Below are 25074 nucleotides of genomic sequence, written 5' to 3'. Positions count from 1 at the left end.
TTAAAAGTGCACATTCGGTAAATCGGTGTTTTTCAGCAGCTGAGCGGCGGCGGCAATGTCCGGCGCCAGCCAACGGTCCTGTTCATAGGCCGGTACGACTTCGCGCAGCAGCCGCCAGGCATGGTCGGTGCCGACGCCGAAACGTTGTTCCTTGAGAAATTCGAACGCCTGGGCCGCCAACAAGTACTCGATGGCGAGAATCTGGGTCACGTTGGCCAGCACCTGGTGCAGCTTGAGCGCAGCATTGGTGCCCATGCTCAGGTGGTCTTCCTGCAGGCCCGAGGTGACGAAGTTGTCGAGCACCGCCGGTTGCGCCAATTGGCGGTTTTGCCCGCACAGCGAGGCGGCGACGTACTGCACGATCATCATCCCGGAGTTGACCCCGGGGTTGCTGACCAGGAACGCCGGCAAGCCGCTGACGTGCGGGTTGATCAGGCGGTCCAGGCGACGTTCGGCCACCGCGCCGATTTCGGCCATGGCAATCGCCAGCATGTCGGCCGCCAGCGCGACGGACTGGCCATGCGGGTTGGCCTGGGACACCACGCGGTAGTGCTCCGGCGTGCCGAGCACCAGCGGGTTGTCGGTGGCGCTGTTGAGTTCGGTCTCGATCTGACGCGTGGCGTGCTCCACCTGGTCGCGTGCCGCGCCGTGGATCTGCGGGATCGAGCGGATGCTCAAGGCATCCTGGGTGCGGAGGCCTTTGCTGCTGGCGATCACTTCGCTGCCAGCGAGCAAGGCGCGCAGGTGGGTCCCCACGTGCTGCATGCCCGGATGCGGTTTGAGCGCGATGATTTCTTCGTCGAAGGCATCGATCTGACCGCGCTGGGCCTCAAAGCTCATGGCGCCGATCACGTCGGCCCATTGCAGCAAGTGATGGGCATCGGCCAGGGCCAGGCAGCTCAGGCCGGTCATGCACGGCGTGCCGTTGACCAGGCACAGGCCGTCCTTGGCGCCGAGCACCACCGGCTGCAGACCTTCCGCGCTCAATGCCTCTTGAGCCGAAACGATCCGACCTTGGTAACTCACATTGCCCACACCCAGCAACGCCACGCCAACGTGAGCCATATGGGTCAGGTAACCCACCGAGCCCTGGGACGGCACCTGCGGCGTGATGCGGTGGTTGAGCAGCGCCAGCAGCGAATGCACCACCTGCGGATGCAGGCCGGATTTGCCGTGGCTGTAGTTGATGATGGCGGCGCAGATGATCGCGCGGGTCTGCTCGTCGCTCAGCACCGGGCCGACGCCGCAGGCGTGGCTAAGCAAGGTGTTGCGCGACAGTTGGCTGAGTTGCTCGCCCTTGAGCGACACATTGCACAGCGCGCCCAGGCCGGTGTTCACGCCATAGGCGCGCTCACCGCTGGTGACGATGCGCTGCACGATGGCCTGGGCATTGTCGATGCGCGCCCAGGCCTGGCCCGAGAGTTCGAGCACGGCGCCGTGGCGAGCGACGGCGACCACGTCCTGCCAGCGCAGCGGGGTGTCGGCGATGGTGATTTTTGTTGCCTGGGGCATCTTCATACCTTCTTGAATTTTTTGCAGCTCTACCGGACCTATCGGGGGCAAGCCCCCTCCCACATTTGGAATGCATCCCCCTGTGGGAGGGGGCTTACCCCCGATGAGGCCATCAGCCTCACCAACAATTCCAGCTCAGACCACCGCCGCCCGCCGCTGGACAAACCGATCCACATACTCATCCGCTGGCGAATGCAGGATCTCCCGCGGCGTGCCGACCTGGATCAGCTTGCCGTCCTTGAGGATCGCAATGCGGTTGCCGATGCGCACGGCCTCGTCGAGGTCGTGGGTGATGAACACGATGGTTTTGTGAAGGGTCTTTTGCAGCTCCAGCAACTGGTCCTGCATCTCGGCGCGGATCAGTGGGTCGAGGGCGCTGAAGGCTTCGTCCATCAGGATGATGTCGGTGTCGGCCGCCAAGGCGCGGGCCAGGCCGACACGCTGGCGCATGCCGCCGGAGAGCTGGTGCGGGTACTTGTTTTCGTAGCCCTTGAGGCCCACGGTTTCGATCCACTGCAAGGCGCGCTCGGCGCAGACCTGCTTGGTTTCGCCACGCACCTTCAGGCCGTAGGCGACGTTGTCGAGCACGCTCTTGTGGGGCAACAGGCCGAAGCTCTGGAACACCATGCTGATCTTGTGCCGACGGAATTGGCGCAGGGCTTCCATGTCCAGCTGCAGGATGTCTTCGCCGTCCACCAGGATCGCGCCGCTGGTGGGGTCGATCAGGCGGTTGAAGTGGCGCACCAGGGTGGACTTGCCGGAACCCGACAAGCCCATGATCACGAAGATCTCACCGGTGCCGATGCTCAGGGACAGGTCGTTCACACCGACCACGCAGCCGGTCTCGGCCAGTACCTGGTCCTTGGTCTTGCCCTGACCGATCAACGACAGCGCATCCTTGGAACGCGCGCCGAAGATCTTGAAGACGTTTTTGACTTCGATTTTGCTGACAGTAGTCATTTGCTCGCCTCATGCCGTGGACGACCATAGGCCTGGGTAATGCGGTCAATGACCACTGCGAGAATCACGATTGCCAGGCCGGCCTCAAGGCCACGCCCGACGTTGAGGGTCTGGATGCCGACGAGCACGTCTTCACCCAAGCCACGGGCGCCGATCATCGAGGCGATCACCACCATCGACAGCGCCATCATGGTGGTCTGGTTGATACCGGCCATGATGCTCGGCAACGCCAGCGGCAGTTGCACGCCGAACAGTTGCTGCCAACGGTTGGCACCGAAGGCGTTGATGGCTTCCATGACTTCACCGTCGACCTGGCGGATGCCCAGGTCGGTGAGGCGGATCAGCGGCGGCGCGGCGTAGATCACCGTGGCGAAAATCGCCGGGACCTTGCCCAGGCCGAACAGCATCAGCACCGGGATCAGGTACACGAAACTCGGCATGGTTTGCATGATGTCGAGCAGCGGCATCAGCACCGAACGCAGGCGGTTGCTGCGCGCCGACAGGATGCCCAGCGGAATGCCGATCAGCACCGAGATCACGGTGGCGACCATCATCAAGGCCAGGGTCTGCATCAGCTTGTCCCACAGGCCAACCGCGCCTACCAGGAACAGCAGGCCGACGATCACCGCCGTGGTCACCACCTTGCGGGTCGCGTGCCAGGCGACGGCGCCGACGATAGCCAGCATCAGCCACCAGGGCGCTGCGCGCAGCAACCCTTCCAGGTTGACGATGGCCCACAGCAGGGTGTCGGAAATGTGCCGGAACACATCGCCGTAGTTGGTGACCAGTGAGTCCACCCAACCGTTGACCCAGTCGGCGATGGAAAACGTAAAACTCTCAGGAAACATAGCGTGCTCTCGATCCAGTGGGTTGTGGCCAGGCGCCCGGCTGCCCCTCAGGGTAGCCGGGCACGCTTGACCTACAAGGCCGCGTCGATTTTCTTGGCTGCGTCGTCGCTCACCCAGGCGTGCCAGACTTCAGGATGTTCCTTGAGGAAAATTTTCGCCAGTTTTGGCGACTCAATTCGCTCCTTGGCCATGCGGCCCAGGTTCTGGTTCAGCAGGTCGATGGGCAGGTTGACCTTTTCCAGCACGGCCACCAATTCAGGGGCTTGTTCGTGGAAGGTCTTGGACAGGCCGACCTTGATGCTCACGCTTTTATCCACACCGGGTTTTTCTTCGAGCTTGACCAGGTCGACCTGGCCCATCAGCGGCGTGGGCGACCAGTAGTAGAACAGGATCGGCTCGCCACGCTTGTAGCTCGACAGCACCGCCGCATCCAGCGCCGGACCGGTGCCTGGGCGGAAGTTGGTGTAGGTGCTTTCCAGGCCGTAGCTTTTCAGCATTTCGCTGTTGTCCAGCTCGCAAGTCCAGCCGGCCGGGCAGTTGTAGAAGCGGCCCTTGGAGGGCTCTTCCTGGTCCTTGAACACCGAGGCGTACTTGGCCAGGTCGGCGATGGTTTTCAGGTCCGGGGCCTTGGGCTCCAGCTTGCGCTTGGCATCGCCTTCGATCACATAACGCGGCACGTACCAGCCTTCGATAGCGCCCACAACCGGGGCGCCGACGCCGACGACTTTGCCGGCCTTCTCGGCCTTGTTCCAGACGTCACTGCGGCCGACCCACTCTTCGGCAAACACCTGGATGTCGTTGCTGCTCAGGGCGTTTTCCATGGTGATGGAGTTGCCCGGCAGGCTGTCGGTTTTGCAGTCGTAGCCTTTTTCCAGCACGGTTTGCAGGATGTCGGTGAGCAGCATGCCGCTCTCCCAGTTCAGGCCGGCGAATTTCACCGGCTTGCCGGATTCGCACCAACCGGCTGCCTGGGCGCCAGCGCTGGCCAGCAAGCCTGCAGAGAGCAAGGTAGCCATCAGGGTCTTATGCATTTTCATTGTTGTGACGCTCCCAATCTTGAAATGGATTACGGCAGTCAGTAGGCATCCTGCCCTGTCCACGTCCCATCAGGCCTGTGCAGCCAGCCCGTTTGTTGTGGGTATAGCGCCCTGCTCTGTTGGCAGGATCAGTTGATCGGGCACGGTGCCGTGCCATTTTTTCGCACACAGGTAATACAGCGCTGCGGGCAGTACCAGGCCGATGATCCAGGAGATATCTACATCACCCAGCGCGGCCACCAAGGGACCTGTGTAGAACTTGGTGGAGATGAACGGCAACTGCACCAGCACGCCGAACACATACACGCTGATACCGAGCAGGTTCCAGCGCCCGTAGCGACCGTTCGGGTCGGCCAGCGCCGGTACGTCATAGCGCTCGCGGGTGATGCAGTAGTAGTCCACCAGGTTGATCGCGCTCCAGGGCGTGAAGAACGCCAGCAGGAACAGGATGAACGACTTGAATGCACCCAAGAACGAGTGCTGGCCGAGCAATGCGATCAAGGTCGCCGTGCCGACAATCGCCAGCACGAACACCAGGCGTTGCAGGCGCGTAACCTCGAGGCGACCACGAAAGCCGCTGACGATGGTCGCGATGCACATGAAGCTGCCGTAGGAGTTCAGCGTCGAGATGGTGACTTTGCCGAACGCGATGCTGAAGTACAGCAGCGCAGCGGTCGCACCCGTGCCACTCAAGCCCACGATGTAGGCCACTTCATGCCCGGCGAACTGGCCGTTGGACATGGCCGCGGCAAACACGCCGAGGACCATCGCCACCTGCGCGCCCACGACCGAACCTGCGCCGGCGGCGAAAAAGGTTTTCACCGACGAGGTCTTGCTCGGCAGGTAACGCGAATAGTCCGCCACGTACGGGCCGAATGCGATCTGCCAGGAGGCCGCGAGCGACACCGCGAGCAGGAAACTGCTCCAACTGAAGTGGCGAATTTGCAGGAGCGCACCCACATCGGTCTGGCTCATCAGACGGCTGAACAGGTACACAAAAGCGATCACGCCAATCACGCTGGCGACACGCCCGATGAAATGGATCACCCGGTAGCCGAGCACCGTGACCAGCACGATGACGCTGGCGAAAATCAGGATGCCGACGCTGTCGCTGACCCCGAACAACTGGCCCAGCGCCTGCCCCGAAAGCACGGTGCCAGTGGCGGTGAACCCCAGGTACATCAGGCACACCAGCACAATAGGGATGGCCGCGCCATACACACCGAACTGCACCCGGCTGGAAATCATCTGCGGCAGGCCCAGCTTGGGCCCTTGTGCCGCATGCAACGCCATGACCCCACCGCCGATCAGTTGACCGATCAACAGACCGATCAATGACCAGAACACATCGCCGCCCAGCACCACGGCCAAGGCCCCGGTGACAATCGCGGTGATCTGCAGGTTGGCGCCCATCCACAGGGTGAACTGGCTGAACAGACGACCGTGTCTTTCCGCTTCCGGGATGTAGTCGATCGAACGCCTTTCGATCAACGGGGTGGTGTCATTTGCAGCCATGTCGGTTCAACCTCTGATGGATTGTTTTCTGGTTCACTGCAGATCAAATGTGGGAGCGGGCTTGCTCGCGAAAGCGGACTTTCAGTCAATGCATCTGTAGCTGACCCACCGTATTCGCGAGCAAGCCCGCTCCCACAAAAGCCCGCTCCCACATTGGGTTACTTGATCATGGGCAGATTGAGGCCCTGCTCTTTGGCGCAGTCGATCGCAATCTGGTAACCGGCGTCTGCGTGACGCATCACCCCGGTGGCTGGGTCGTTGTGCAGCACGCGGGCAATCCGCTCAGCCGCTTCATCGGTACCGTCGCAGACGATGACCATGCCGGAGTGCTGGGAGAAGCCCATGCCCACGCCGCCGCCGTGGTGCAGCGAAACCCAGGTCGCGCCGCTGGCGGTGTTGAGCAAGGCGTTGAGCAGTGGCCAGTCGGACACGGCGTCGGAACCGTCCTGCATGGCTTCGGTTTCGCGGTTCGGGCTGGATACCGAGCCGGAATCGAGGTGGTCACGGCCGATCACGACCGGTGCCGACAGCTCGCCGCTGCGTACCATTTCGTTGAACGCCAGGCCGAGCTTGGCACGCTGGCCCAGGCCGACCCAGCAGATACGCGCCGGCAGGCCCTGGAAGCTGATGCGCTCGCGCGCCATGTCCAGCCAGTTGTGCAGGTGAGCGTCGTCCGGGATCAGCTCTTTGACTTTGGCGTCGGTCTTGTAGATGTCTTGCGGGTCGCCCGACAGCGCAGCCCAACGGAACGGGCCGATGCCACGGCAGAACAGCGGGCGGATGTAGGCCGGTACGAAACCTGGGAAGTCGAAGGCGTTTTCCACGCCTTCTTCTTGCGCCATCTGGCGGATGTTGTTGCCGTAGTCGAAGGTCGGGATGCCTTGCTTCTGGAATTCCAGCATGGCTTTGACGTGCACGGCCATCGACTGCTTGGCGGCTTTGATTACGGCGGCGGGCTCGGTCTTGGCGCGGGCGCGGTATTCGTCCCAGGTCCAACCGGCCGGCAGGTAGCCGTTGAGCGGGTCGTGGGCGCTGGTCTGGTCGGTGACCATGTCCGGGCGTACGCCACGCTTGACCAGTTCCGGCAGGATTTCCGCGGCGTTACCCAGCAGGGCGATGGAGATGGCCTTGCCTTCCTTGGTGTACTTGGCGATGCGTGCCAGGGCGTCGTCGAGGTCAGTGGCTTGCTCGTCGACGTAACGGCTGTTCAGGCGGAAGTCGATGCTGACTTGTTGGCATTCAATGTTCAGCGAGCACGCGCCGGCCAGCGTTGCGGCCAAAGGTTGCGCGCCGCCCATGCCGCCGAGGCCGGCGGTGAGGACCCAACGGCCAGTCAGGTCGCTGTTGTAATGCTGGCGACCCGCTTCGACGAAGGTTTCGTAGGTGCCTTGGACGATGCCCTGGCTGCCGATGTAGATCCAGCTGCCGGCGGTCATCTGGCCGTACATGGCCAGGCCCTTGGCATCCAGTTCGTTGAAGTGTTCCCAGCTGGCCCAGTGCGGCACCAGGTTGGAGTTGGCGATCAGTACACGTGGGGCGTTGCTGTGGGTCTTGAATACGCCGACCGGCTTGCCGGATTGCACCAGCAGGGTTTCGTCGTCATTCAGGTTAGTGAGGCTCTCGACGATCTGGTCGTAGCACTCCCAGTTGCGCGCCGCGCGGCCGATACCGCCATACACCACCAGTTCTTTGGGGTTCTCGGCCACTTGCGGGTCGAGGTTGTTCATCAGCATGCGCAACGGCGCTTCAGTCAGCCAGCTTTTGGCAGTGAGCTTGTTACCGTGGGCGGCACGGATTTCGACGTCACGGTATTTTGTAGGCCTGGCTTTAGAAAAATCGGTCACGACTGGACTCCTCGGCATGATGCGCGAACATGGATGGTGCGAAGGAGAGTCTTACGCACACATCTTTACTTGTACATACAAGCATATGCAATCAAGCGGCCAACTTGCTGAGGGTGATGTTGAGATTTTTTTCGAAAGTGGGCGCAAGCCTTGGAAATTAAGGCTTGGAGACTTAATGAAATTTCTTACGGAGGATTTTTACAGCAAGGGAGGTTTGGCGCGATGGCGTGGTTTTGCGCCACGCTGGGGCATTCGGTAACAAATTGGTGCGGACGTTGGAAACAGTTCTGTTGCTCTCCACAAAACAAATGTGGGAGCTGGCTTGCCCGCGAATGCAGTGGGTCAGCCAGTCTCTCTGGTACTGATACACCGCATTCGCGGGCAAGCCCGCTCCCACAGTTTTTAATCGCGAGCAGTCAGTTCGATAATGCAGCTGCGGCCGCTGACGGAGATATCCAGCAGGCCAGTGTTACCGTCCACTTGCAGGCAGTCGTGATGCCCCAGCTTGTGGTCCAGCACCTTCACTTCATCCGCCACGCTGAACACCAGCACCGTCTGCGCCGTGCTGAAAAAGCGCTGCTCGCCATCGATCCATTGCAACCGTGCGTGGTAACGCTGTGGCGAATAGATCAGGTTGAAGTCGCGGATCGGCCCGGTGATCAGGCGACATGACACTTGGCTGTCACCCTTGAACGCGAAGGGTTGGAGCGGTAACAAACCGCGCTGCTCCTCACCGTCCACGGTCAGGACCATGCCCGCGCCCTTGATCACGGTGATCACGCGCTGGTAGCCGGCGAAAGTCGAAAACCCGCCCGACTCGGCAATATCGGCAATCGACAGTCGCCAGCCAAAACCATCCAGGCCGGTACCGGCATCACGGGTGATTTCTTCGGTGCTGCCACCGCCGTTTTTCCATGGCATGCGCACGTAATCGGTGGCGCGCCAGACTTTCACTGCACTCATTTACTGAAACGTCCTTCCAGGCTGTGACGGGAACCGGGGTGGATCAGACGCGCGGCGGTCACCGGCTGGCGGCCTGACCAGGTGCGCCGGCGAATCAGCAGGCACGGCTCGCTGGGTTCGATCTGCAGCAACTTGCACTCGGCTGCATCGGCAAGGATGGCTTCAACCACATGCTCGCCTTCGGTCAGCGGTGCCACCTGGTTCAGGTAGGCATACGGCGTTTGCTGGGTGAAATCCTGCTGCAGGTATTCCGGCGCGACCAGGGCGTTGACGAAACGGTCTTCGATTTGCACGGGAATATCGTTTTCGAAGTGCACGATCAGCGAGTGGAAGACTCGCCCACCTTCGCGCATTTCCAGGGCGACAGCGCGCTCGGAACCGGCAGCCTCCTCGCCCAGGTGGATGACCTGGCAGGTATGCCGATGACCGCGTGAGGCGATCTCATCGGCGATGTTGTGCACTTCGAACAGGGCCGACTGGCTCTTGGGCTCGGCGACAAAGGTGCCGACACCTTGCATGCGCACCAGCAAACCTTCAGCGGTGAGCTCGCGCAACGCACGGTTGATGGTCATGCGGCTGAAACCCAGCTGGCTGACCAGCTCGCTCTCCGACGGCACGCGGTAATGGGGCGGCCAGTTGCCGTTGAGGATCTGCTGGCTGATCATCTGTTTGACGCGGGCATACAAGGGCGCCGGACTTTCGTCCATGTGGGCAGCCAGCGAAGACTTGGCAGGCGGAGTCGGCACAGGGAATCCTTGCAGGGGGAAAAGATGCATAGATTGCCGGAGTTTACCGAGCAGGCAAACGTCTGTATATGTATATACAAATAAACACACGACCGGGGTGCCTTGATCATGTCCGCTTTCTTTGCCGAACGCGCGCTGCTGCCTAATGGATGGGCCAATGATGTACGTCTTGAAGTCAGCGCCGATGGGCTGCTGACTAAAGTTGAGGCCAATGCCAGCGCAGAAGGTGCTGAACGGCTGAGAGGCCCGGTATTGGCGGGTATGCCGAACTTGCACTCCCATGCCTTCCAGCGTGCGATGGCCGGCTTGGCTGAGGTGGCCGGCAACCCGAATGACAGTTTCTGGACCTGGCGCGACCTGATGTACCGCATGGTGGGCAAGATAAACCCGGACCAATTGCAGGTGATCGCGCGCCAGCTGTACATCGAGATGCTCAAGGCCGGCTACACGTCGGTGGCCGAATTTCACTATGTGCACCATGACGTCAGCGGCCAGCCGTATGCGGATCGCACGGAGCTGTCGCGGCAGATCAGCCAGGCGGCGGCCAGCAGTGGTATCGGCCTGACGCTGGTGCCGGTGCTCTATACCCACTCCGGGTTTGGCGGCCAGGCCCCGAATGAAGGCCAGCGGCGGTTTATCAACAGCACCGAGCAATACCTGGACCTGCAGGCGCAGCTCAAACCCATCCTCGCCGCACAAACGGCGCAGCAGTTGGGGCTGTGTTTCCACTCGTTGCGCGCGGTGACGCCACAACAAATCAATGACGTGCTGGCCGCCAGCGACAAGGTGTGCCCGGTGCATATCCACATCGCCGAGCAGCAGAAGGAAGTTGAAGACTGCCTGGCCTGGAGCGGCAAACGCCCGCTGCAATGGCTGTACGACAACATTGAAGTGGATGAACGCTGGTGCCTGGTGCATGCCACCCATGCCGATGCGGACGAGGTGGCGCGCATGGCCAAGAGCCGTGCGATTGCCGGCTTGTGCCTGACCACCGAGGCCAACCTGGGTGACGGGATTTTCCCGGCGGTGGATTTCCTCGCCCAAGGCGGACGCATGGGCATCGGGTCCGACAGCCATGTATCACTGAGCGTGGTGGAAGAGTTGCGTTGGTTGGAATATGGCCAGCGCCTGCGCGATCAGCGGCGTAACCGGTTGTATCGCAGCGATCAGCCGATGGTCGGCCGCACGCTGTTCGATGCCGCGCTGGACGGCGGTGCCCAGGCATTGGGCCAGCCGATTGGTCGACTGGAAGTGGGCAAGCGTGCGGATTGGATTGTGCTGGACGGTAATGATCCGTACTTGGCGACGGCAACGGAGGACGGGATTCTCAATCGCTGGCTGTTCGCGGGCGGTGATCGGCAGGTGCGGGATGTGCTGGTCAACGGAAAGTGGGCGGTGCGCGATGGGCACCACGCCGGTGAAGAAGAAAGCAGCCGGGCCTTCACGCAAGTTTTGAGAGCGCTACTGGGCTAACACGCGACACATAACAAATGTGGGAGCTGGCTTGCCTGCGATACAGGCACCAAGGTGTATCAGTTACACCGTGGTGATGCTATCGCAAGCAAGCCAGCTCCCACATTTTTTGATCGGCGGTGGCCCAGGGTTATTGCGAGGTCTTCGCCATCTGCTTGTCCGACGTGCGCCAGATCAAACGTGTGGTGTCATACCCCTGTTGCCGCGCCCTGCTCAGCAGGTCTTCGCGGGTGTCCGCATTGACCGTCGGCGTGCGCGACAAGATCCACATGTAGCGCCGGCTCGGGCTGCCGACGATCGCGGTCTTGTAGTCATCGCTGACATACAGCACCCAGTAATCGCCCTTGGCGACGCCGGGTAGCAGCGCGGTAAACCAGTTATTGAATTCCACCCAGAGCTTGTCGGTCTTGCCCGGTACTTGCGGGGTGGCGGTGCCCTTCGCTTCTTCCCACTTCCACTCGGTCGTCAGGCAGCGGTTGAACACTGACATATCGCCATCGGGCAGCAACGTGTAGCGAGCTTCGGACTGCGCGCAGTTGCGCTGGAAGTACATCGGCAATCGGGCCAACTCATACCAGGTGCCCTGGTAACGCTTGAGGTTGACGCTGCCAGCGGTCTTGGGTTGCAGATCATCGCCAGAATGGCTGGCACAGCCCGCCAAAAACAGGCTGGCACAAAGGAACAAAACAAAACGCATCATTCTTCTTCTCCCGCAGGCTTGCGCCCCGGTTTACTTCAGGCCTTGCCCGGAAAACATCAGAACTTTGTCACCGGCATATTGAACGCTGATAAAGCTGTTTTTATCGCCCCAGGTGCAGCTGGACATGCCCAGTGCGCCAGAACAATCGGTAGGCTTGCCCAACAGCGACTCCACCTCAGCCTTGGCCATGCCAGCCGACAACTTCGCGTAGTTTTCTTGATTGACCTTGCTGCAAGCGGCCAATAGCACGCAAAAAGCCAGCAAAGCGAGACGGCGTAACGACATGGAAAAACTCCTGGAGGGACGAAGCAGCTTGGGTATCTGCCAGAAGCTTAGAAGGGAAAAGAGGTGTCTGGTTCCCGACGAACGAAAACAAAAAAGCCCCGAAAACGCTGAAACGTTTCGGGGCTTCTTCAAGAGTGAAACGGCTCACAACAACGCCGATCACTTATCGCCGCAGCTTACTTCTTGTGATAGGCCGTCACGCGCTCAACTTCTTCCTTCGAACCCAGGAATACCGCCACACGCTGGTGCAGGCCTTCAGGCTGGATGTCGAGGATGCGCTGGTGGCCGTCGGTGGACGCACCGCCCGCCTGCTCAACCAGGAACGACATCGGGTTGGCTTCGTACATCAAGCGCAGTTTGCCCGGCTTGGACGGCTCGCGGCTGTCGCGTGGGTACATGAACAGACCACCACGGGTCAGGATACGGTGCACATCGGCAACCATCGCGGCAACCCAGCGCATGTTGAAGTTTTTCTTCAACGGGCCTTCTTCACCTTCCATCAGTTCGTTGACATAGCGCTTCACCGGTTCTTCCCAGTGACGCTGGTTGGACATGTTGATCGCGAATTCCTGGGTGGACGCAGGAATGGAGATGTCTTCGTGAGTCAGCACGAAGCTGCCCATTTCGCGGTCCAGGGTGAAACCCTTGACGCCATCGCCCAGGGTCAGCACCAGCATGGTCTGTGGACCGTAGATGGCGTAGCCGGCGGCAACCTGTTCGGTGCCTGGCTGCAGGAAGGCCTTTTCGTTCAGGGCTTCGTTCTGGCTCAGGTATTCGTTCGGGCAACGCAGTACCGAGAAAATGGTGCCGACCGGTGCATTGATGTCGATGTTGGACGAGCCGTCCAGTGGGTCAAATACCAGCAGGTACGCGCCTTTCGGGTATTTGCCCGGGATCTGGTAGGCATTGTCCATTTCTTCGGACGCCATGCCGGCCAGGTGACCGCCCCATTCGTTGGCTTCGAGCAGGATCTCGTTGGACAGGACGTCGAGCTTCTTCTGCACTTCGCCCTGCACGTTTTCAGTGCCCATGCTGCCCAGGACACCACCCAGTGCGCCTTTGGACACGGCGTGGCTGATTTCCTTGCAAGCACGCGCCACCACTTCGATAAGGAAGCGCAGATCGGCAGGCGTGTTGTTGCTGCGGGTCTGCTCGATCAAATAGCGACTCAAGGTAACGCGGGACATGTAAGGCTCCGAAGAATGGGGGGCTTGAAAACCCGCGCAGTTTAACGCGAGTCGGGGCGTATTTCCTCCTATCAGAGGATTTAAACCCAATAGAGTTCATGGACTTTATTTAACGTGCCGCCTGCGGCTTGCGCAGCAAACTGTAGGCCATGGCGCCCAGTGCCGCCACGCCGAGCAGCAGCACGGCCCAGAGCCCGAGTTTTTTCCAGTTCGTCCCGGCATCGGCAGCGGCTACCAACGCAACCGGCGTGACCGCGCCTTCCCCGGCGAGCTTGGCCTGCCCCAGCGTCTTGAAGCGCTCGGGTTTGTAGTCCGGGATCAAGGTCGACAGCGGCAAGCTCGCAGCCTTGGCCGACGCATTGCCCAGCGCCAGCGTAAACGGTGGCTCACCCCGCGCCAGGAACACCAACTGCGTGGCGCGCACCGCAAAGCGCAGGGCCGGCGCCTCGACGCCCAGGCCGCCACCGCGTTCATCCACCTGCAATTTGAGCTCGGCCACCGTTTGGCCCGGCAACTGCAGCTCATCCTGCACCACGTCCTGGCCATTCTGGGTCAGGCGATACAGCAGGCCATTGCTCAATGGCTGCCAGGCCTGCTTGCTGTCCCTTCGACCGGATAACGTCACGGGCGCCAGCGTATTGGGTTGCTTGAGCTCGATGCGCAAGCGTTCGAGACTCAGCCCCGCAGGCAACTGCCAACTGTACTCCCCGGCGCTGAGCCGCGTACCCGCCAGCGGCTGCGACCACAACAACGGCAGCGGCACGCTGCTGCGGGTAGCGCTCACCAGCTTGGCCGAGGTCAGCAGCGGCGCCGCCTGACCCTGCCAGACCAGCCGCAGGTAGCGCGCCGATTGCCCGGGCAAGTTCACGTCATGCTGCTCGACGCGTTCGTCGGCAAACGACAAGCGCGCCACCTGCCCATCGCCCCAGGCGTCCCAGTGCTGCAAGTCATCACTGGCCTCGATGCTGAAACGCTGGAAGCCCTCTTGCTCGCGGCTCCAGTCCAGGCTCAATTGCTGCAAGGGTGCCTTGATCGCGCTGGCGTCCAACACCCAGCCACGCAATACCTGCTTGCCGGGTTTCGGTGCGGTGGATGGTTTGATTTCCACCAGCGTGCCGGTGGTGGTGGCTTTCATCACCACGTCGGGCAGGGCTTGCTGGGCGTCCGCAGCGTACAGCGGGAACCACTTCACATCGGTGACATTACGGCTTTCGGTGTGCTGCGACGCCTGGCGCGACAACGCATAGGCCTGGGGCTCTCCGGCGGCGTTGAACACCCGCACATCGGCGAGATCCGCCTGGCGCGCGTTCAATTGCACCGCCAGTGGCAACTCCAGGCGATACCAGGGGCCGTTACCACTGACGCTCAGCGGCACCTGAGTGGTGAAGTCGGCGGGCGTTTCCTGCGCCGACACGGACAAGGTCGTACACAGGCCCAGCACGGCCACGCTCAACTTACCGATCAAGAGGATGCTCCTTCAGTTTCCATTACCGTTTCGGCGCGTTTGGGCGGCAGCGGCGCAAAGTAGCCCACCACCAGCAACAACCCGCCCACGCCGATAAACGACACGATCCGCGCCAGGCCGCCGCGGTTACTCAATTCGACAAAGAACAGCTTGGCCACCACTACCGCAATCAGCGCCGCGCCGATCAGCCACACTTCGCGGCGATGGCGCAGGTGGCCGCCGATCATCAGGCCGAGGGCGATCAGCGTCCAGACGATCGACAGGCCGGCCTGCACCAGCATCGACGCCAGCAACGCATCCAACTGAAACGGCACGCCGCCCCAATGGTGGGCCGTGCGCATCACCAGTGCGGTAAAGAAGGCGAACAGCGATAGCCCCGTGACACCTTGGGTAATCAGCTCGGCACGCGGCCCACGTAGCGGCGCGACACTTCGTGCGCACACATACACACCCAGCAGCGCGAACAGCAGGCCCAGGTCCAACGGGTTGATCAGCGGCACATAGGGCAGCGGCCTGGCGGTGCCATCGCTGAAGCTGTTCGCCAGCCAGAACCAACCGAGCATCAGCACCGCCAATGGCACGGCCGCCAACACGCGATATTCCCTTGGGTACGCCGAAACCGGCCATGGCCAATGGCGCGGCGCGGCAGCCAGCACAAGGTAGAGACTTGGCAGGAGCGCCCAGCCCAGCCAGCGCCAGGCGTTGTATTCGGCAGAGAACCTGAGCAGACCGTAACGCAACTCCAGCGCCAGCATGCCGATCAACATCCAGCAGCCGAGCACGTGGGCCACGCTCAGCGCCTTGGCGGGAACAATTGCCGCCAAACGCCGCAACGAGATGAAATGCACCACGAAGACCGCCGGCCACGCCAGCCAGCCGTACTGCGCCGCCGGGTGGTAATAGGTATGCGCGCACACCACTAGCACCACGCCCACCGCCGGCATCAGCAACGTACACAGCACGCCCAGCGACACCCACTTCAGGCGCGCAGCCAGCAGCATCCAGATCGCCACGCTGATCGCCGCGCCCCCCAGCAGGAATGCGCCCAGCAAATCCTGCGGGATAAACCGCAACACTTCGCCGGCCAGCGCCAACGTCCACCACGCCGCGCCCCACACCAACAGCACGTCGGACAGCCGCTGCAGCTTCAACACGGCAAACACCGGCGCATGGGGTTCACGCTGCAAGCGCCAGGCGCCGAGCATTGCCGCCAGGCCCAACACCATCGGTGTCCAGAAACCGCTGTGGGCCAACGGACGCAGCCCCTCGCCAGACAGCGGCCCGAGCAGCTCGGGCACCGCCAGCAGGAACGAGCCGCCACCGACCACTTGCAGCAGCAGGCCGAACACAAAGCTGACACGTTGTTGCAGGTACAGGCTCAGCCAGATGATCAGCAAACCACTGGCCGCCCACACACCGCTGGCGCTTTCCCACGGCAGCACGAACAGCACCGCGAGGTTGATCAGTACCAGGCCCGCCAACATCACCACCGACAACCCGCGCAACAGCCGCACGTCACTGCGCACCAGGTCGTCACGCGCCGCCAGCAGCATGCCGCCGATCAAGGCCAGGCCGATCAGCGACGCCGTGAGCAAACCGCTCCAGCCTGCGCTGAACACCGCCGCTCCGTCGCCACCTTGCAAACGCAGCAGGAACAACGCGCCGCCCAGCAATTGCACAGCGAACGCGGTGAACAGGAAGGTGCGCGAACCGATGCGCAGCCCGACGAACAACGTTGCCAGCCCGGCAATTGCCCAGCTGACAGCCGTGCCTTGGGTATTCAACAGCAAGGGGGCAAGCAGGTACAAAAAGCTCAAGCCCAGGCTCGCCAGCACCGGCAGGCCGCTGCGCTCCCAATCCGCCGCCTGCTCAGTGGATGCCTTGCGCAGTTGATCGAAGCTGAACAGCAGCGCCGCGCCCAGCAACAGCGCGCCCAACGGCGCGCCATTCAGCAAGGTGTGCTCACCGATGCGCAGCTCACTGAGGAACGCCAGCGCCGAGCCCAACTGCAACAACAAACCGAAGGCGCGTGCCAGCGGTCGCTGTTGACGCAAACCGAGCCAGAAGATCCCGGCGCCCTCCACGGCCCAGGCGGCAGCGGTCCAGCGCGCATCGAGGCCCAGCGGGATCGCCAGGCTGGCGAAAATCACGCCCAGGGCCAGGCACGTCTCCGCCAGCAACAAGGCGCGACCGCCGCTCAACAGTCGCGCCAACCCCATATAAATAATGCCCAGGCCGAGGGCGCTGAACGCCGCTGCGAACTCCAGGTGCTGCACCAGCGCAAACTGCAAGCCAAAGCCCACCAGCGGCGGGCCGAACAGCATGCTGCCGTCGACATAATCCCCCTTGGCCGCCGACCAGCGCAGCAACGCACCACGGCTGTCATCCTCTGGAGCGTCGCGCATCTCCAGCAGTTTGCGCCGGGCGAACAGCAAGCCTATGGTCAGGTACATCAGGAAAAACAGGATCAGGAACGGTTCAGTACTCCATAGCAGCTCAGGCGTGTAGGAACGCATGCCCCACGCGAAACCGATACCAAAGGTGCCCACAAAACCGATCAGGTTGAGCAGGCGCCAGGCCTTGAACCAGGCGATGGCGAGGATGCCCGCGTTGAGCAGGGCGAAATAGCTGAACAGCGCCACATGGTTGCCGGCGCCGGTGGACGTCAGGATTGGCGCGGCAAACCCACCCAGCGCCGCCGCACAGGCCAGACCCAGCGCATCCTGGGTAATCGCCAGGATCGCCGAGAACACGGTGACGGCCACCAACAGGCCGAGTGCGGCACTGGGGTCGATCAACGGGTGCAGGCGCATCGCAGCGAACACCGTGAGGTACAGCACGGCAATCCCGGTGCCCTGCAGCATCAAGCCGTAATTGCTGTTGCGCAGCCGCAGCCACCAGCCCAGGCCCAGCAGGCCCAACGCCGCAGCGGCTACGCCGGCATAACGCAGCTCGATCGGCACCACCATGCCTTCGGTGGCGTAGCGCAGCAGGAATGCCAGGCCGAGGAACAGCAGCACCACGCCGACGCGCAGCACGGTATTGCCGCCAAACAGCCAATTGCGTGCGCCGTTGAGGGCACGCTCGATCAAGTTGGGGCCACGCAGGGCGGCAGGTTCTTTGGGCTTTGCTGTTGGGCTGGGCGCCCATGCATCAGACGGCAGCGGTTGGCTCGGCTCGGCAACGATGGCAACCGGCGCCAATTCAGCCGGCAGCTCCCAAACCAGCTCGGGCGCCTTGGCAACAGGTGTGGGTTCTGGGATTGGGGCTTCGACGACGGTAGTGCTCGGCGGCGTGGGCACTTCCAGTTGCCGCAGGCGCTCACCCAGCGCTATCAGCGCCTTCTGCGTGCTTTCCAACTGACGCGCCTGTTGGTCCGCCTGGGCTGACAGCTTCGCCAGGCGGATCGCCTGGCCAATGCCCAACCCCAACAGCGCACCGATGCCCGCATCGCTGAACGACTCATCGAGCGTCCAGCCGAGCACCAGGCCAATCAGCATGAAAATCCATTGCATGGTCGATATTCCCTAGGCAAACCGGCGCCCAGTATATCGATGCAGAACCAATGTGGGAGGGAGCTTGCTCCCGATAGCGGTGCACCAGTCGACATATCTGCAAACTGACAGGCTGCTATCGGGGGCAAGCCCCCTCCCACATTTTTGGATCAGCGATGTTTACTCGAGGGCTTTCCAGATCTCGGTCGCGTACTCCCTGATGGTCCGGTCCGAGCTGAACCAACCCATCCGCGCCGTATTCAGCACTGCCGAACGCCACCACGCCTTGGAATCATGCCAATGCGCCTCGACCCGTGCCTGGGCGTCCCAGTACGAATCGAAGTCGGCGCATACCAGGAAGCGGTCGTAATCGACCAACCCGTCGATCAACCCCACATAGCGCCCCGGATCATCCGGCGAGAACACCCCGCCGCGGATCGCTTGCAGCACATCGTTCAATCGATGGGAGGCAGCGATGTCCGGCCCGGCGTTGAACTCCCCGGCGTGTTTGCGGGCTTCCACTTGCTGCGCGCTGAGGCCAAAGATAAACATGTGCTCGGCACCCACGCGCTCATGCATCTCCACGTTGGCGCCGTCCATGGTGCCGATGGTCAGCGCACCGTTGAGGCCGAACTTCATGTTGCTGGTGCCCGAGGCTTCGAAGCCGGCGGTAGAGATCTGCTCCGACAAATCCGCCGCCGGAATGATGCTTTCCGCCAGGCTGACGTTGTAGTTAGGCAGGAACACCACCTTGAGCAGGCCGCGCACGGTCGGGTCGTTATTGACGGTGCGCGCGATGTCGTTGGTCAGCTTGATGATCAACTTGGCCTGGTGGTAACTGGCCGCCGCCTTGCCCGCAAAGATCTTCACGCGCGGCACCCAGTCGGTGCCCGGTTCAGCACGGATCGCCTGGTACAGCGCCACAGTGTGCAGCAGGTTGAGCAGTTGGCGCTTGTATTCGTGGATACGCTTGACCTGCACGTCGAACATCGCCGCCGGGTTGACCGCAATGCCCAGGCGCTCGTGGATGATGTCGGCCAGTGCACGTTTACTGTGCAAACGTTGTTCGGCAAACGCCTTGCGGAATGCCTGCTTCTCGGCAAAAGGTTCAAGCTCCACCAGTCGCTCTTCGGGCTTGTCGAGAATGTCCGGACCGAGCGCCTCCACCAACATGGAAGTGAGCTTGGGGTTGGCCTGGTACAACCAGCGGCGGAAGGTAATGCCGTTGGTTTTGTTGTTGATGCGTTCCGGGTACAGCTTGTGCAGTTCCGAGAACACCGTGCTGCGCATCAGTTGGGTGTGCAAGCCGGATACACCATTGACGCTGTGGGAGCCGAGGAACGCCAGGTTACCCATGCGCACACGGCGGCCGTTGTCTTCTTCGATCAGTGAGACGGCGCGCAGCACGTCGAAATCGTGGATGCCCTTGGCGCGCAGCGAATCGATGTGCTGGGCGTTGATCAGGTAGATGATCTGCATGTGCCGGGGCAGCATGCGTTCCATCAGACCTACAGGCCAGGTTTCCAATGCTTCGGGCAACAGCGTGTGGTTGGTGTAGGAAAGGGTTTCAACGGTGACGTCCCAAGCCGCTTCCCACGGAATATCGTGCAAATCCACCAACTGGCGCATCAACTCGGCCACGGCGATGGACGGGTGAGTGTCGTTGAGCTGGATGGCCGCGTGCTCACCCAGGCTCAGCACCGAGCCGTGCATGTTCTTGTGACGGCGCAGCAAGTCCTGCAACGAGGCGGAGACGAAGAAGTATTCCTGGCGCAGGCGCAGTTCCTGCCCCGCTTCGGTGCTGTCGGCCGGGTAAAGCACCCGGGAGATGCTTTCGGCGCGAGCCACTTCGGCGACGGCGCCCAGGTGGTCGCCGGCGTTGAAGCGCTCCAGGTGCAGGTCTTCCACCGCACGGGCGCGCCACAGGCGCAGGGTGTTGACGCTGGCGCCACGCCAGCCGACCACCGGAGTGTCGTAGGCCACGGCCCGCACGGTTTCGTTGGGCGACCACACCTGGATCATCTTGCCGGAAGCGTCCGCCAAGGTTTCGACGCTGCCGCCAAAGCCGATCGGGTAAATCACTTCGGCCCGCTCGAACTCCCACGGGTTGCCGAAATCCAGCCAGCGCTCGGTCTGCTCCTGCTGCCAGCCATCGACTATCGCCTGGCGGAACAGTCCGTGTTCATAGCGGATGCCATAACCATGGCCGGCAATGCCCAGGGTCGACATGCTTTCCATGAAGCACGCGGCCAGGCGGCCCAGGCCGCCGTTGCCGAGCGCCGCGTCGGGCTCCAGCAGGCGGATGCGCTCCAGGTCGACACCCAGCTCGGACAGCGCTTCGCGCGCAATCTCCAGCACACCGAGGTTGCTCAGGCTGTCGTAGAGCAAGCGCCCGATAAGGAATTCCAGGGAGAGGTAGTAAACGCGTTTCTGGCCTTTGCGGTAGATACGCCGCGTATGGTTCATCCAGTGGTCGACCATCTGGTCGCGGGCGGCCAGGGCAATGGCTTCGAACCAGTCATGGTCGAAGGCGTGATCCGGGTCCTTGCCCACCGCGTAGGTGAGTTTGGTCAAGACGGCATCGCGAAATGCGGCTACCTCTGCTTCTCGTGCAAGTGGTTCCTGAGACATCAATTGCGACCTCGGGCGAGATAGAAGGAGTTGCTAGAGCCTAGACGGTCTGACAGACGGTAGACGCGCTGGTTCGGCAGTTTTTTAACTCATTCACCGTTGCGTGAATTAGATGCAGGGGTCGTGCCCGATCAGCCTTTGAGCTGAAACCCAGAAAATATTGTTCAAAAAATCACCAATCCCGGTATGATCGCGCGCCCGGATACCGCCCCACCTTTTGGAACCCTGATGAAGCCTCAATTGATCGCCGCCGCGGAACTTGACCGTCTTGAAACGTGGCAGAAATATTCCGCGCATATGTGCGGTGGTTGCGTTTCCAGCTGCTGCACGCTGCCGGTCGAAGTGAAGATCAAGGACCTGATCCGCATTGGCATCGTCGATGAATTCGAGCGCGGCGACCCGCCGAAGAACATCGCCAAGCGCTTGCAGAAGGAAGGCATCGTCGAGCGCTTCAATTCCAAATCCGAGATTTTTACCCTGCAGCGCATGAGCAACAACGACTGCCTGTACCTGGATCGTAAGACGCGCTTCTGCACTATTTATGACAAGCGCCCGGATACCTGCCGCAACCACCCGAAAATCGGGCCGCGTCCGGGGTATTGCGCTTATAAACCGAAGGAAGTGGTGCGCGAGACCAAGTTCAAGACCCTCGACAAGTTCTGATCCGGGTTTTGTGGGGCCCTCAAGGGCCCTATCGGGGGCAAGCCCCCTCCCACATTTTGAACTGTGAACACTTTCAAGTGTGGGAGGGGGCTTGCCCCCGATAGGGCCGGCACAGTCACCACAAAACCTACAGGCATAAAAAAACGCCCCCGACCTTTCGACCGGGGGCGTTTTTCATTCAGCCTGAGTTAACTCAGTTCTTGGCTTTCTTGGCAGCGCGGGTACGCTCGCCTTCGTCCAGGATCTTCTTACGCAGGCGGATCGACTTAGGCGTCACTTCGCACAGCTCGTCGTCCTGGATGAATTCCAGGGCCTGTTCCAGGGTGAAGCGAACAGGTGGAACCAGAGCGATGGTTTCGTCTTTGCCCGAAGCACGCATGTTGTCGAGCTTCTTGCCTTTGGTTGGGTTGACGCCCATATCGTTGTCACGGCTGTTCAGACCAACGATCTGACCGTTGTAGATCTCTTGGCCGTGTTCAACGAACAGCTTGCCACGCGCCTGGAGGGTTTCCAGGGAGTAGGTCAGCGCCTTGCCGGTTTCTACCGATACCAGAACACCGTTCTGACGGCCGGACATGTCGCCGGACTTCATGGTGTCGTAGCGATCGAAGATCGAGGTCAGGATGCCAGCACCGTTGGTCAGGGTCAGGAACTGGTTACGGAAACCGATCAGACCACGCGCAGGGATGTTGTATTCCAGACGCACACGGCCTTTGCCATCCGGCACCATGTTGGTCAGGTCGCCTTTACGCAGACCCATCTCTTCCATCACCTTGCCCTGGGATTCTTCAGGGGTGTCGATGGTGACGTTTTCGAACGGTTCCTGCTTCACGCCGTCAACCTGACGGATGATTACTTCTGGACGACCAACGCCCATTTCGAAGCCTTCGCGACGCATGGTTTCGATCAGTACCGAGAGGTGCAGCTCACCACGGCCGGAAACCTTGAACTTGTCAGCCGAGTCGCCTTCTTCAACGCGCAGAGCAACGTTGTACAGCAGCTCTTTGTCCAGACGCTCCTTGATGTTACGGGAGGTCACGAACTTGCCTTCTTTACCGCAGAAAGGCGAGTCGTTTACCTGGAAGGTCATGGAAACGGTTGGCTCGTCAACGGTCAGAGGCTTCATCGCTTCTACCGCGTCCGGGTGGCACAGGGTGTCGGAGATGAACAGCGAGTCCATGCCGCTGATGCACACGATGTCGCCAGCTGCAGCTTCTTCAACGTCGATGCGGTGCAGGCCGTGGTGACCCATCAGCTTCAGGATACGACCGTTGCGCTTCTTGCCGTCGGCGCCGATAGCGACAACCGGGGTGTTCGGCTTGACGCGACCACGGGCGATACGGCCAACGCCGATAACACCCAGGAAGCTGTTGTAGTCCAGTGCGGAGATTTGCATCTGGAACGGACCGTCACGGTCAACAGCCGGCGCAGGTACGTTGTCGACAATCGACTGGTACAGCGGGGTCATGTCTTCAGCCATGTCAGTGTGGTCCAGACCGGCAATACCGTTCAGGGCCGAGGCGTAGACGACTTTGAAGTCCAGCTGTTCTTCGGTGGCACCCAGGTTGTCGAACAGGTCGAAGATCTGGTCCAGAACCCAGTCCGGACGCGCGCCTGGACGGTCAACCTTGTTGATGCACACGATCGGACGCAGGCCGGCTTCGAAGGCCTTCTTAGTCACGAAACGGGTTTGCGGCATAGGGCCGTCTTGAGCGTCAACCAGCAGCAGAACGGAGTCAACCATCGACATTACGCGTTCTACTTCGCCGCCGAAGTCGGCGTGGCCCGGGGTATCCACGATGTTGATGTGGTAGCCGTTCCAGTTGATGGCGGTGTTTTTCGCCAGGATGGTAATACCGCGCTCTTTTTCCTGGTCGTTGGAGTCCATCACGCGCTCGTCGTTGAGCTCGTTGCGCTCCAGGGTGCCGGATTGACGCAGGAGTTTGTCTACCAGGGTGGTTTTACCATGGTCAACGTGAGCAATGATGGCGATGTTACGTAGATTTTCGATCACTTGTGTATCTCGATCAGAGGATTCGGTGTGCTGACAGGTCGTGGCAGCGATTAACAGTAGAGTCAGGCCTTGCCGTTACAGCTTGACGGCAGAGTCGGGGGGCCGGTGACGCAGGCCACAGGCAAACAGCCCCGGGCTCTTAGCTCGGTCGATAAACGCGCACATTGGCATGCCCCTCACTGAGCAAATGGTGGGCATGCAGGCGACTCATCACGCCTTTGTCGCAATACAGCAGGTACTGACGGCTGTTATCCAGTTCCTTGAAACGCGCGTTCAATGCATAGAACGGCAACGTTTGTACGTCGATGCCGGCGATTTCCAGCGGCTCATCCTCAGCGGCATCCGGGTGACGGATGTCGATGACGATCTGGCCGGCCAGGGCTTCGCTGACTTCTTCGATCTTCACATCCTGGCCCAGTTCGTCGATCACGCGATCGATCGGGACCAGCTTGGCGTTCTCGAGCGCACGCTCCAGGATCGCCATGTCGAATTCTTTCTCTTCATGCTCCACGCGGTGACGCTTGGCGTGGGTCTTGGGGTTCACCGAAATGACCCCGCAGTACTCAGGCATGTGCTTGGCGAAGTCGGCGGTGCCGATTTCTTCTGCCAGGTCGATGATGTCCTGCTTGTGGCTGGCGATCAGTGGGCGCAGTACCAGCTTCTCGGTAACGCAATCGATGATCGACAGGTTCGGCAGCGTCTGGCTCGACACCTGGGAGATCGCTTCACCGGTGACCAGCGCGTCGATCTGCAACTGGTCGGCGATCCGCGAGGCAGCGCGCAACATCATACGCTTCAATACCACGCCCATATGACCGTTATCGACTTTGCCGAGAATTTCGCCCAGCACTTCCTCGAACGGTACGCTCACAAATAGCACGCGCTGGGAGCTGCCGTACTTCTTCCAGATAAAGTGCGCAACTTCCATCACGCCCAATTCGTGTGCACGCCCGCCCAGATTAAAGAAGCAGAAGTGGCTCATCAGGCCGCGACGCATGATCTGGTAGGCCGCCACTGTGGAATCGAAACCGCCGGACATCAGTACCAGGGTCTGTTCCAGGGCGCCCAGCGGGTAGCCGCCGATGCTGTTGTGCTGGCTGTGGATCACAAACAACCGTTGGTCGCGAATTTCCATGCGCACTTCAATTTGCGGTGCTTTCAGGGAAATTCCGGCAGCGCCGCACTCGCGACGCAGCTTGCTGCCGACGTATTTCTCGACATCCATGGAGCTGAAGCTGTGCTTGCCGGCACGCTTGCAGCGCACCGAAAAGATCTTGCCGGTAAGCGAGTCGCCGTAGTGCTGTTTGCACTTCTCGGTGATGTCGTCGAAGTCGCCCAGCGGGTACTCATCGACCTGCAGGAAATGCGCGATGCCCGGCATGCAACTCAGGCGCTCGGTCATGTCCTTCAAGGCTTTGGGCTCGGTGACACGGGTTTCCAGCTCGAGATTGTCCCACACGCCGTTCACCACCACAGCCGGGTCCAGATCGCGGAGCACGGCACGGATGTTCTTGGCCAACTGACGGATGAAACGCGTCCGTACCGGTCGGCTTTTGATGGTGATCTCGGGGAAGACTTTAACGATTAATTTCATGGAAACAGCGCGCGCCGGGCCTGCTGAAAAAGGGGGGCGCGGATTATAGCGGAAATCGCTCAAGGTTTAACCAGTTAATATGCATCGCAAGCGCGACGCACTAAAGAGGTGCATTTACGCGTCTTTGCGCTACATTGCGGTGC

18 protein-coding genes are annotated in these 25074 nt (G+C 61.2%); 2 read left to right on the top strand and 16 right to left on the bottom strand.

Features of this window, described 5'->3' with window-relative positions; genetic code table 11:
* From hutH to hutC, 8 genes are all read right to left on the bottom strand, one after another.
* Nucleotides 1–1512, bottom strand: a complete 1512-nt coding sequence (hutH, locus tag ACZ445_RS01755) for a histidine ammonia-lyase (RefSeq protein ID WP_179029382.1) — start codon at nt 1510–1512, stop codon at nt 1–3.
* A 135-nt stretch (nt 1513–1647) separates the two neighbouring features.
* Nucleotides 1648–2472, bottom strand: a complete 825-nt coding sequence (locus ACZ445_RS01750; RefSeq protein WP_058423708.1) for a quaternary amine ABC transporter ATP-binding protein — start codon at nt 2470–2472, stop codon at nt 1648–1650.
* On the bottom strand, nt 2469–3320 hold the full coding sequence (locus ACZ445_RS01745) for an ABC transporter permease (RefSeq protein WP_012721776.1): 852 nt from the start codon (nt 3318–3320) through the stop codon (nt 2469–2471). The genes ACZ445_RS01750 and ACZ445_RS01745 overlap by 4 nt, the downstream gene beginning before the upstream one ends.
* Nucleotides 3321–3391: 71 nt before the next feature.
* A complete protein-coding gene (locus ACZ445_RS01740) occupies nt 3392–4357 on the bottom strand; it encodes an ABC transporter substrate-binding protein (RefSeq protein ID WP_058423709.1) in 966 nt (321 codons plus the stop codon).
* A 69-nt stretch (nt 4358–4426) separates the two neighbouring features.
* Nucleotides 4427–5872: a purine-cytosine permease family protein gene (locus ACZ445_RS01735; RefSeq protein WP_058423710.1), complete on the bottom strand. Its 1446-nt coding sequence runs from the start codon at nt 5870–5872 to the stop codon at nt 4427–4429.
* A gap of 158 nt (nt 5873–6030) precedes the next feature.
* The gene (gene hutU, locus ACZ445_RS01730; protein ID WP_078046468.1) at nt 6031–7734 is read right to left on the bottom strand and encodes a urocanate hydratase; all 1704 of its coding nucleotides are present in this window, start codon (nt 7732–7734) and stop codon (nt 6031–6033) included.
* Between the two features lie 384 nt (nt 7735–8118).
* Nucleotides 8119–8679 carry a HutD/Ves family protein gene (locus tag ACZ445_RS01725; protein WP_028615382.1) on the bottom strand — a complete coding sequence of 187 codons (561 nt, stop codon included), beginning with the start codon at nt 8677–8679 and terminating at the stop codon, nt 8119–8121.
* Nucleotides 8676–9386, bottom strand: a complete 711-nt coding sequence (gene hutC, locus ACZ445_RS01720; RefSeq protein WP_017738808.1) for a histidine utilization repressor — start codon at nt 9384–9386, stop codon at nt 8676–8678. Before hutC ends, ACZ445_RS01725 begins: the two co-directional genes overlap by 4 nt.
* Before the next feature lie 147 nt (nt 9387–9533).
* Between hutC and ACZ445_RS01715 the strand changes: the two genes are divergently transcribed.
* On the top strand, nt 9534–10898 hold the full coding sequence (locus tag ACZ445_RS01715; RefSeq protein ID WP_464707945.1) for a formimidoylglutamate deiminase: 1365 nt from the start codon (nt 9534–9536) through the stop codon (nt 10896–10898).
* Between the two features lie 130 nt (nt 10899–11028).
* Here the strand turns inward: ACZ445_RS01715 and ACZ445_RS01710 are convergent, their stop codons facing one another.
* From ACZ445_RS01710 to ACZ445_RS01685, 6 genes are all read right to left on the bottom strand, one after another.
* On the bottom strand, nt 11029–11598 hold the full coding sequence (locus tag ACZ445_RS01710) for a lipocalin family protein (RefSeq protein WP_010213852.1): 570 nt from the start codon (nt 11596–11598) through the stop codon (nt 11029–11031).
* A 30-nt stretch (nt 11599–11628) separates the two neighbouring features.
* Nucleotides 11629–11883, bottom strand: a complete 255-nt coding sequence (locus ACZ445_RS01705; RefSeq protein WP_017849914.1) for a hypothetical protein — start codon at nt 11881–11883, stop codon at nt 11629–11631.
* Between the two features lie 176 nt (nt 11884–12059).
* A complete protein-coding gene (locus ACZ445_RS01700) occupies nt 12060–13070 on the bottom strand; it encodes a class 1 fructose-bisphosphatase (protein ID WP_003187818.1) in 1011 nt (336 codons plus the stop codon).
* Between the two features lie 109 nt (nt 13071–13179).
* On the bottom strand, nt 13180–14532 hold the full coding sequence (locus ACZ445_RS01695; RefSeq protein ID WP_464708593.1) for a DUF3999 domain-containing protein: 1353 nt from the start codon (nt 14530–14532) through the stop codon (nt 13180–13182).
* The gene (locus ACZ445_RS01690) at nt 14532–18050 is read right to left on the bottom strand and encodes a DUF2339 domain-containing protein (protein WP_464707944.1); all 3519 of its coding nucleotides are present in this window, start codon (nt 18048–18050) and stop codon (nt 14532–14534) included. Before ACZ445_RS01690 ends, ACZ445_RS01695 begins: the two co-directional genes overlap by 1 nt.
* A gap of 159 nt (nt 18051–18209) precedes the next feature.
* The gene (locus tag ACZ445_RS01685) at nt 18210–20660 is read right to left on the bottom strand and encodes a glycogen/starch/alpha-glucan phosphorylase (RefSeq protein ID WP_464707943.1); all 2451 of its coding nucleotides are present in this window, start codon (nt 20658–20660) and stop codon (nt 18210–18212) included.
* 228 nt (nt 20661–20888) lie between these two features.
* On the opposite strand from ACZ445_RS01685, the gene ACZ445_RS01680 reads away from it, so the two are divergent.
* Nucleotides 20889–21323, top strand: a complete 435-nt coding sequence (locus ACZ445_RS01680; RefSeq protein ID WP_017529542.1) for a YkgJ family cysteine cluster protein — start codon at nt 20889–20891, stop codon at nt 21321–21323.
* Nucleotides 21324–21516: 193 nt separating this feature from the next.
* Here the strand turns inward: ACZ445_RS01680 and typA are convergent, their stop codons facing one another.
* Together typA and thiI are read right to left on the bottom strand one after the other, a co-directional pair.
* A complete protein-coding gene (gene typA, locus ACZ445_RS01675; RefSeq protein WP_058423717.1) occupies nt 21517–23337 on the bottom strand; it encodes a translational GTPase TypA in 1821 nt (606 codons plus the stop codon).
* 139 nt (nt 23338–23476) lie between these two features.
* Entirely contained in the window at nt 23477–24931 is a 1455-nt protein-coding gene (gene thiI, locus ACZ445_RS01670; RefSeq protein ID WP_058423718.1) for a tRNA uracil 4-sulfurtransferase ThiI, read from the bottom strand.
* Nucleotides 24932–25074 lie beyond the last annotated feature (143 nt).

The organism is Pseudomonas allii, assembly GCF_055380095.1.
The sequence above is the reverse complement of the archived record's forward strand: the minus strand, read 5'-3'. Positions and strand labels throughout refer to the sequence as shown.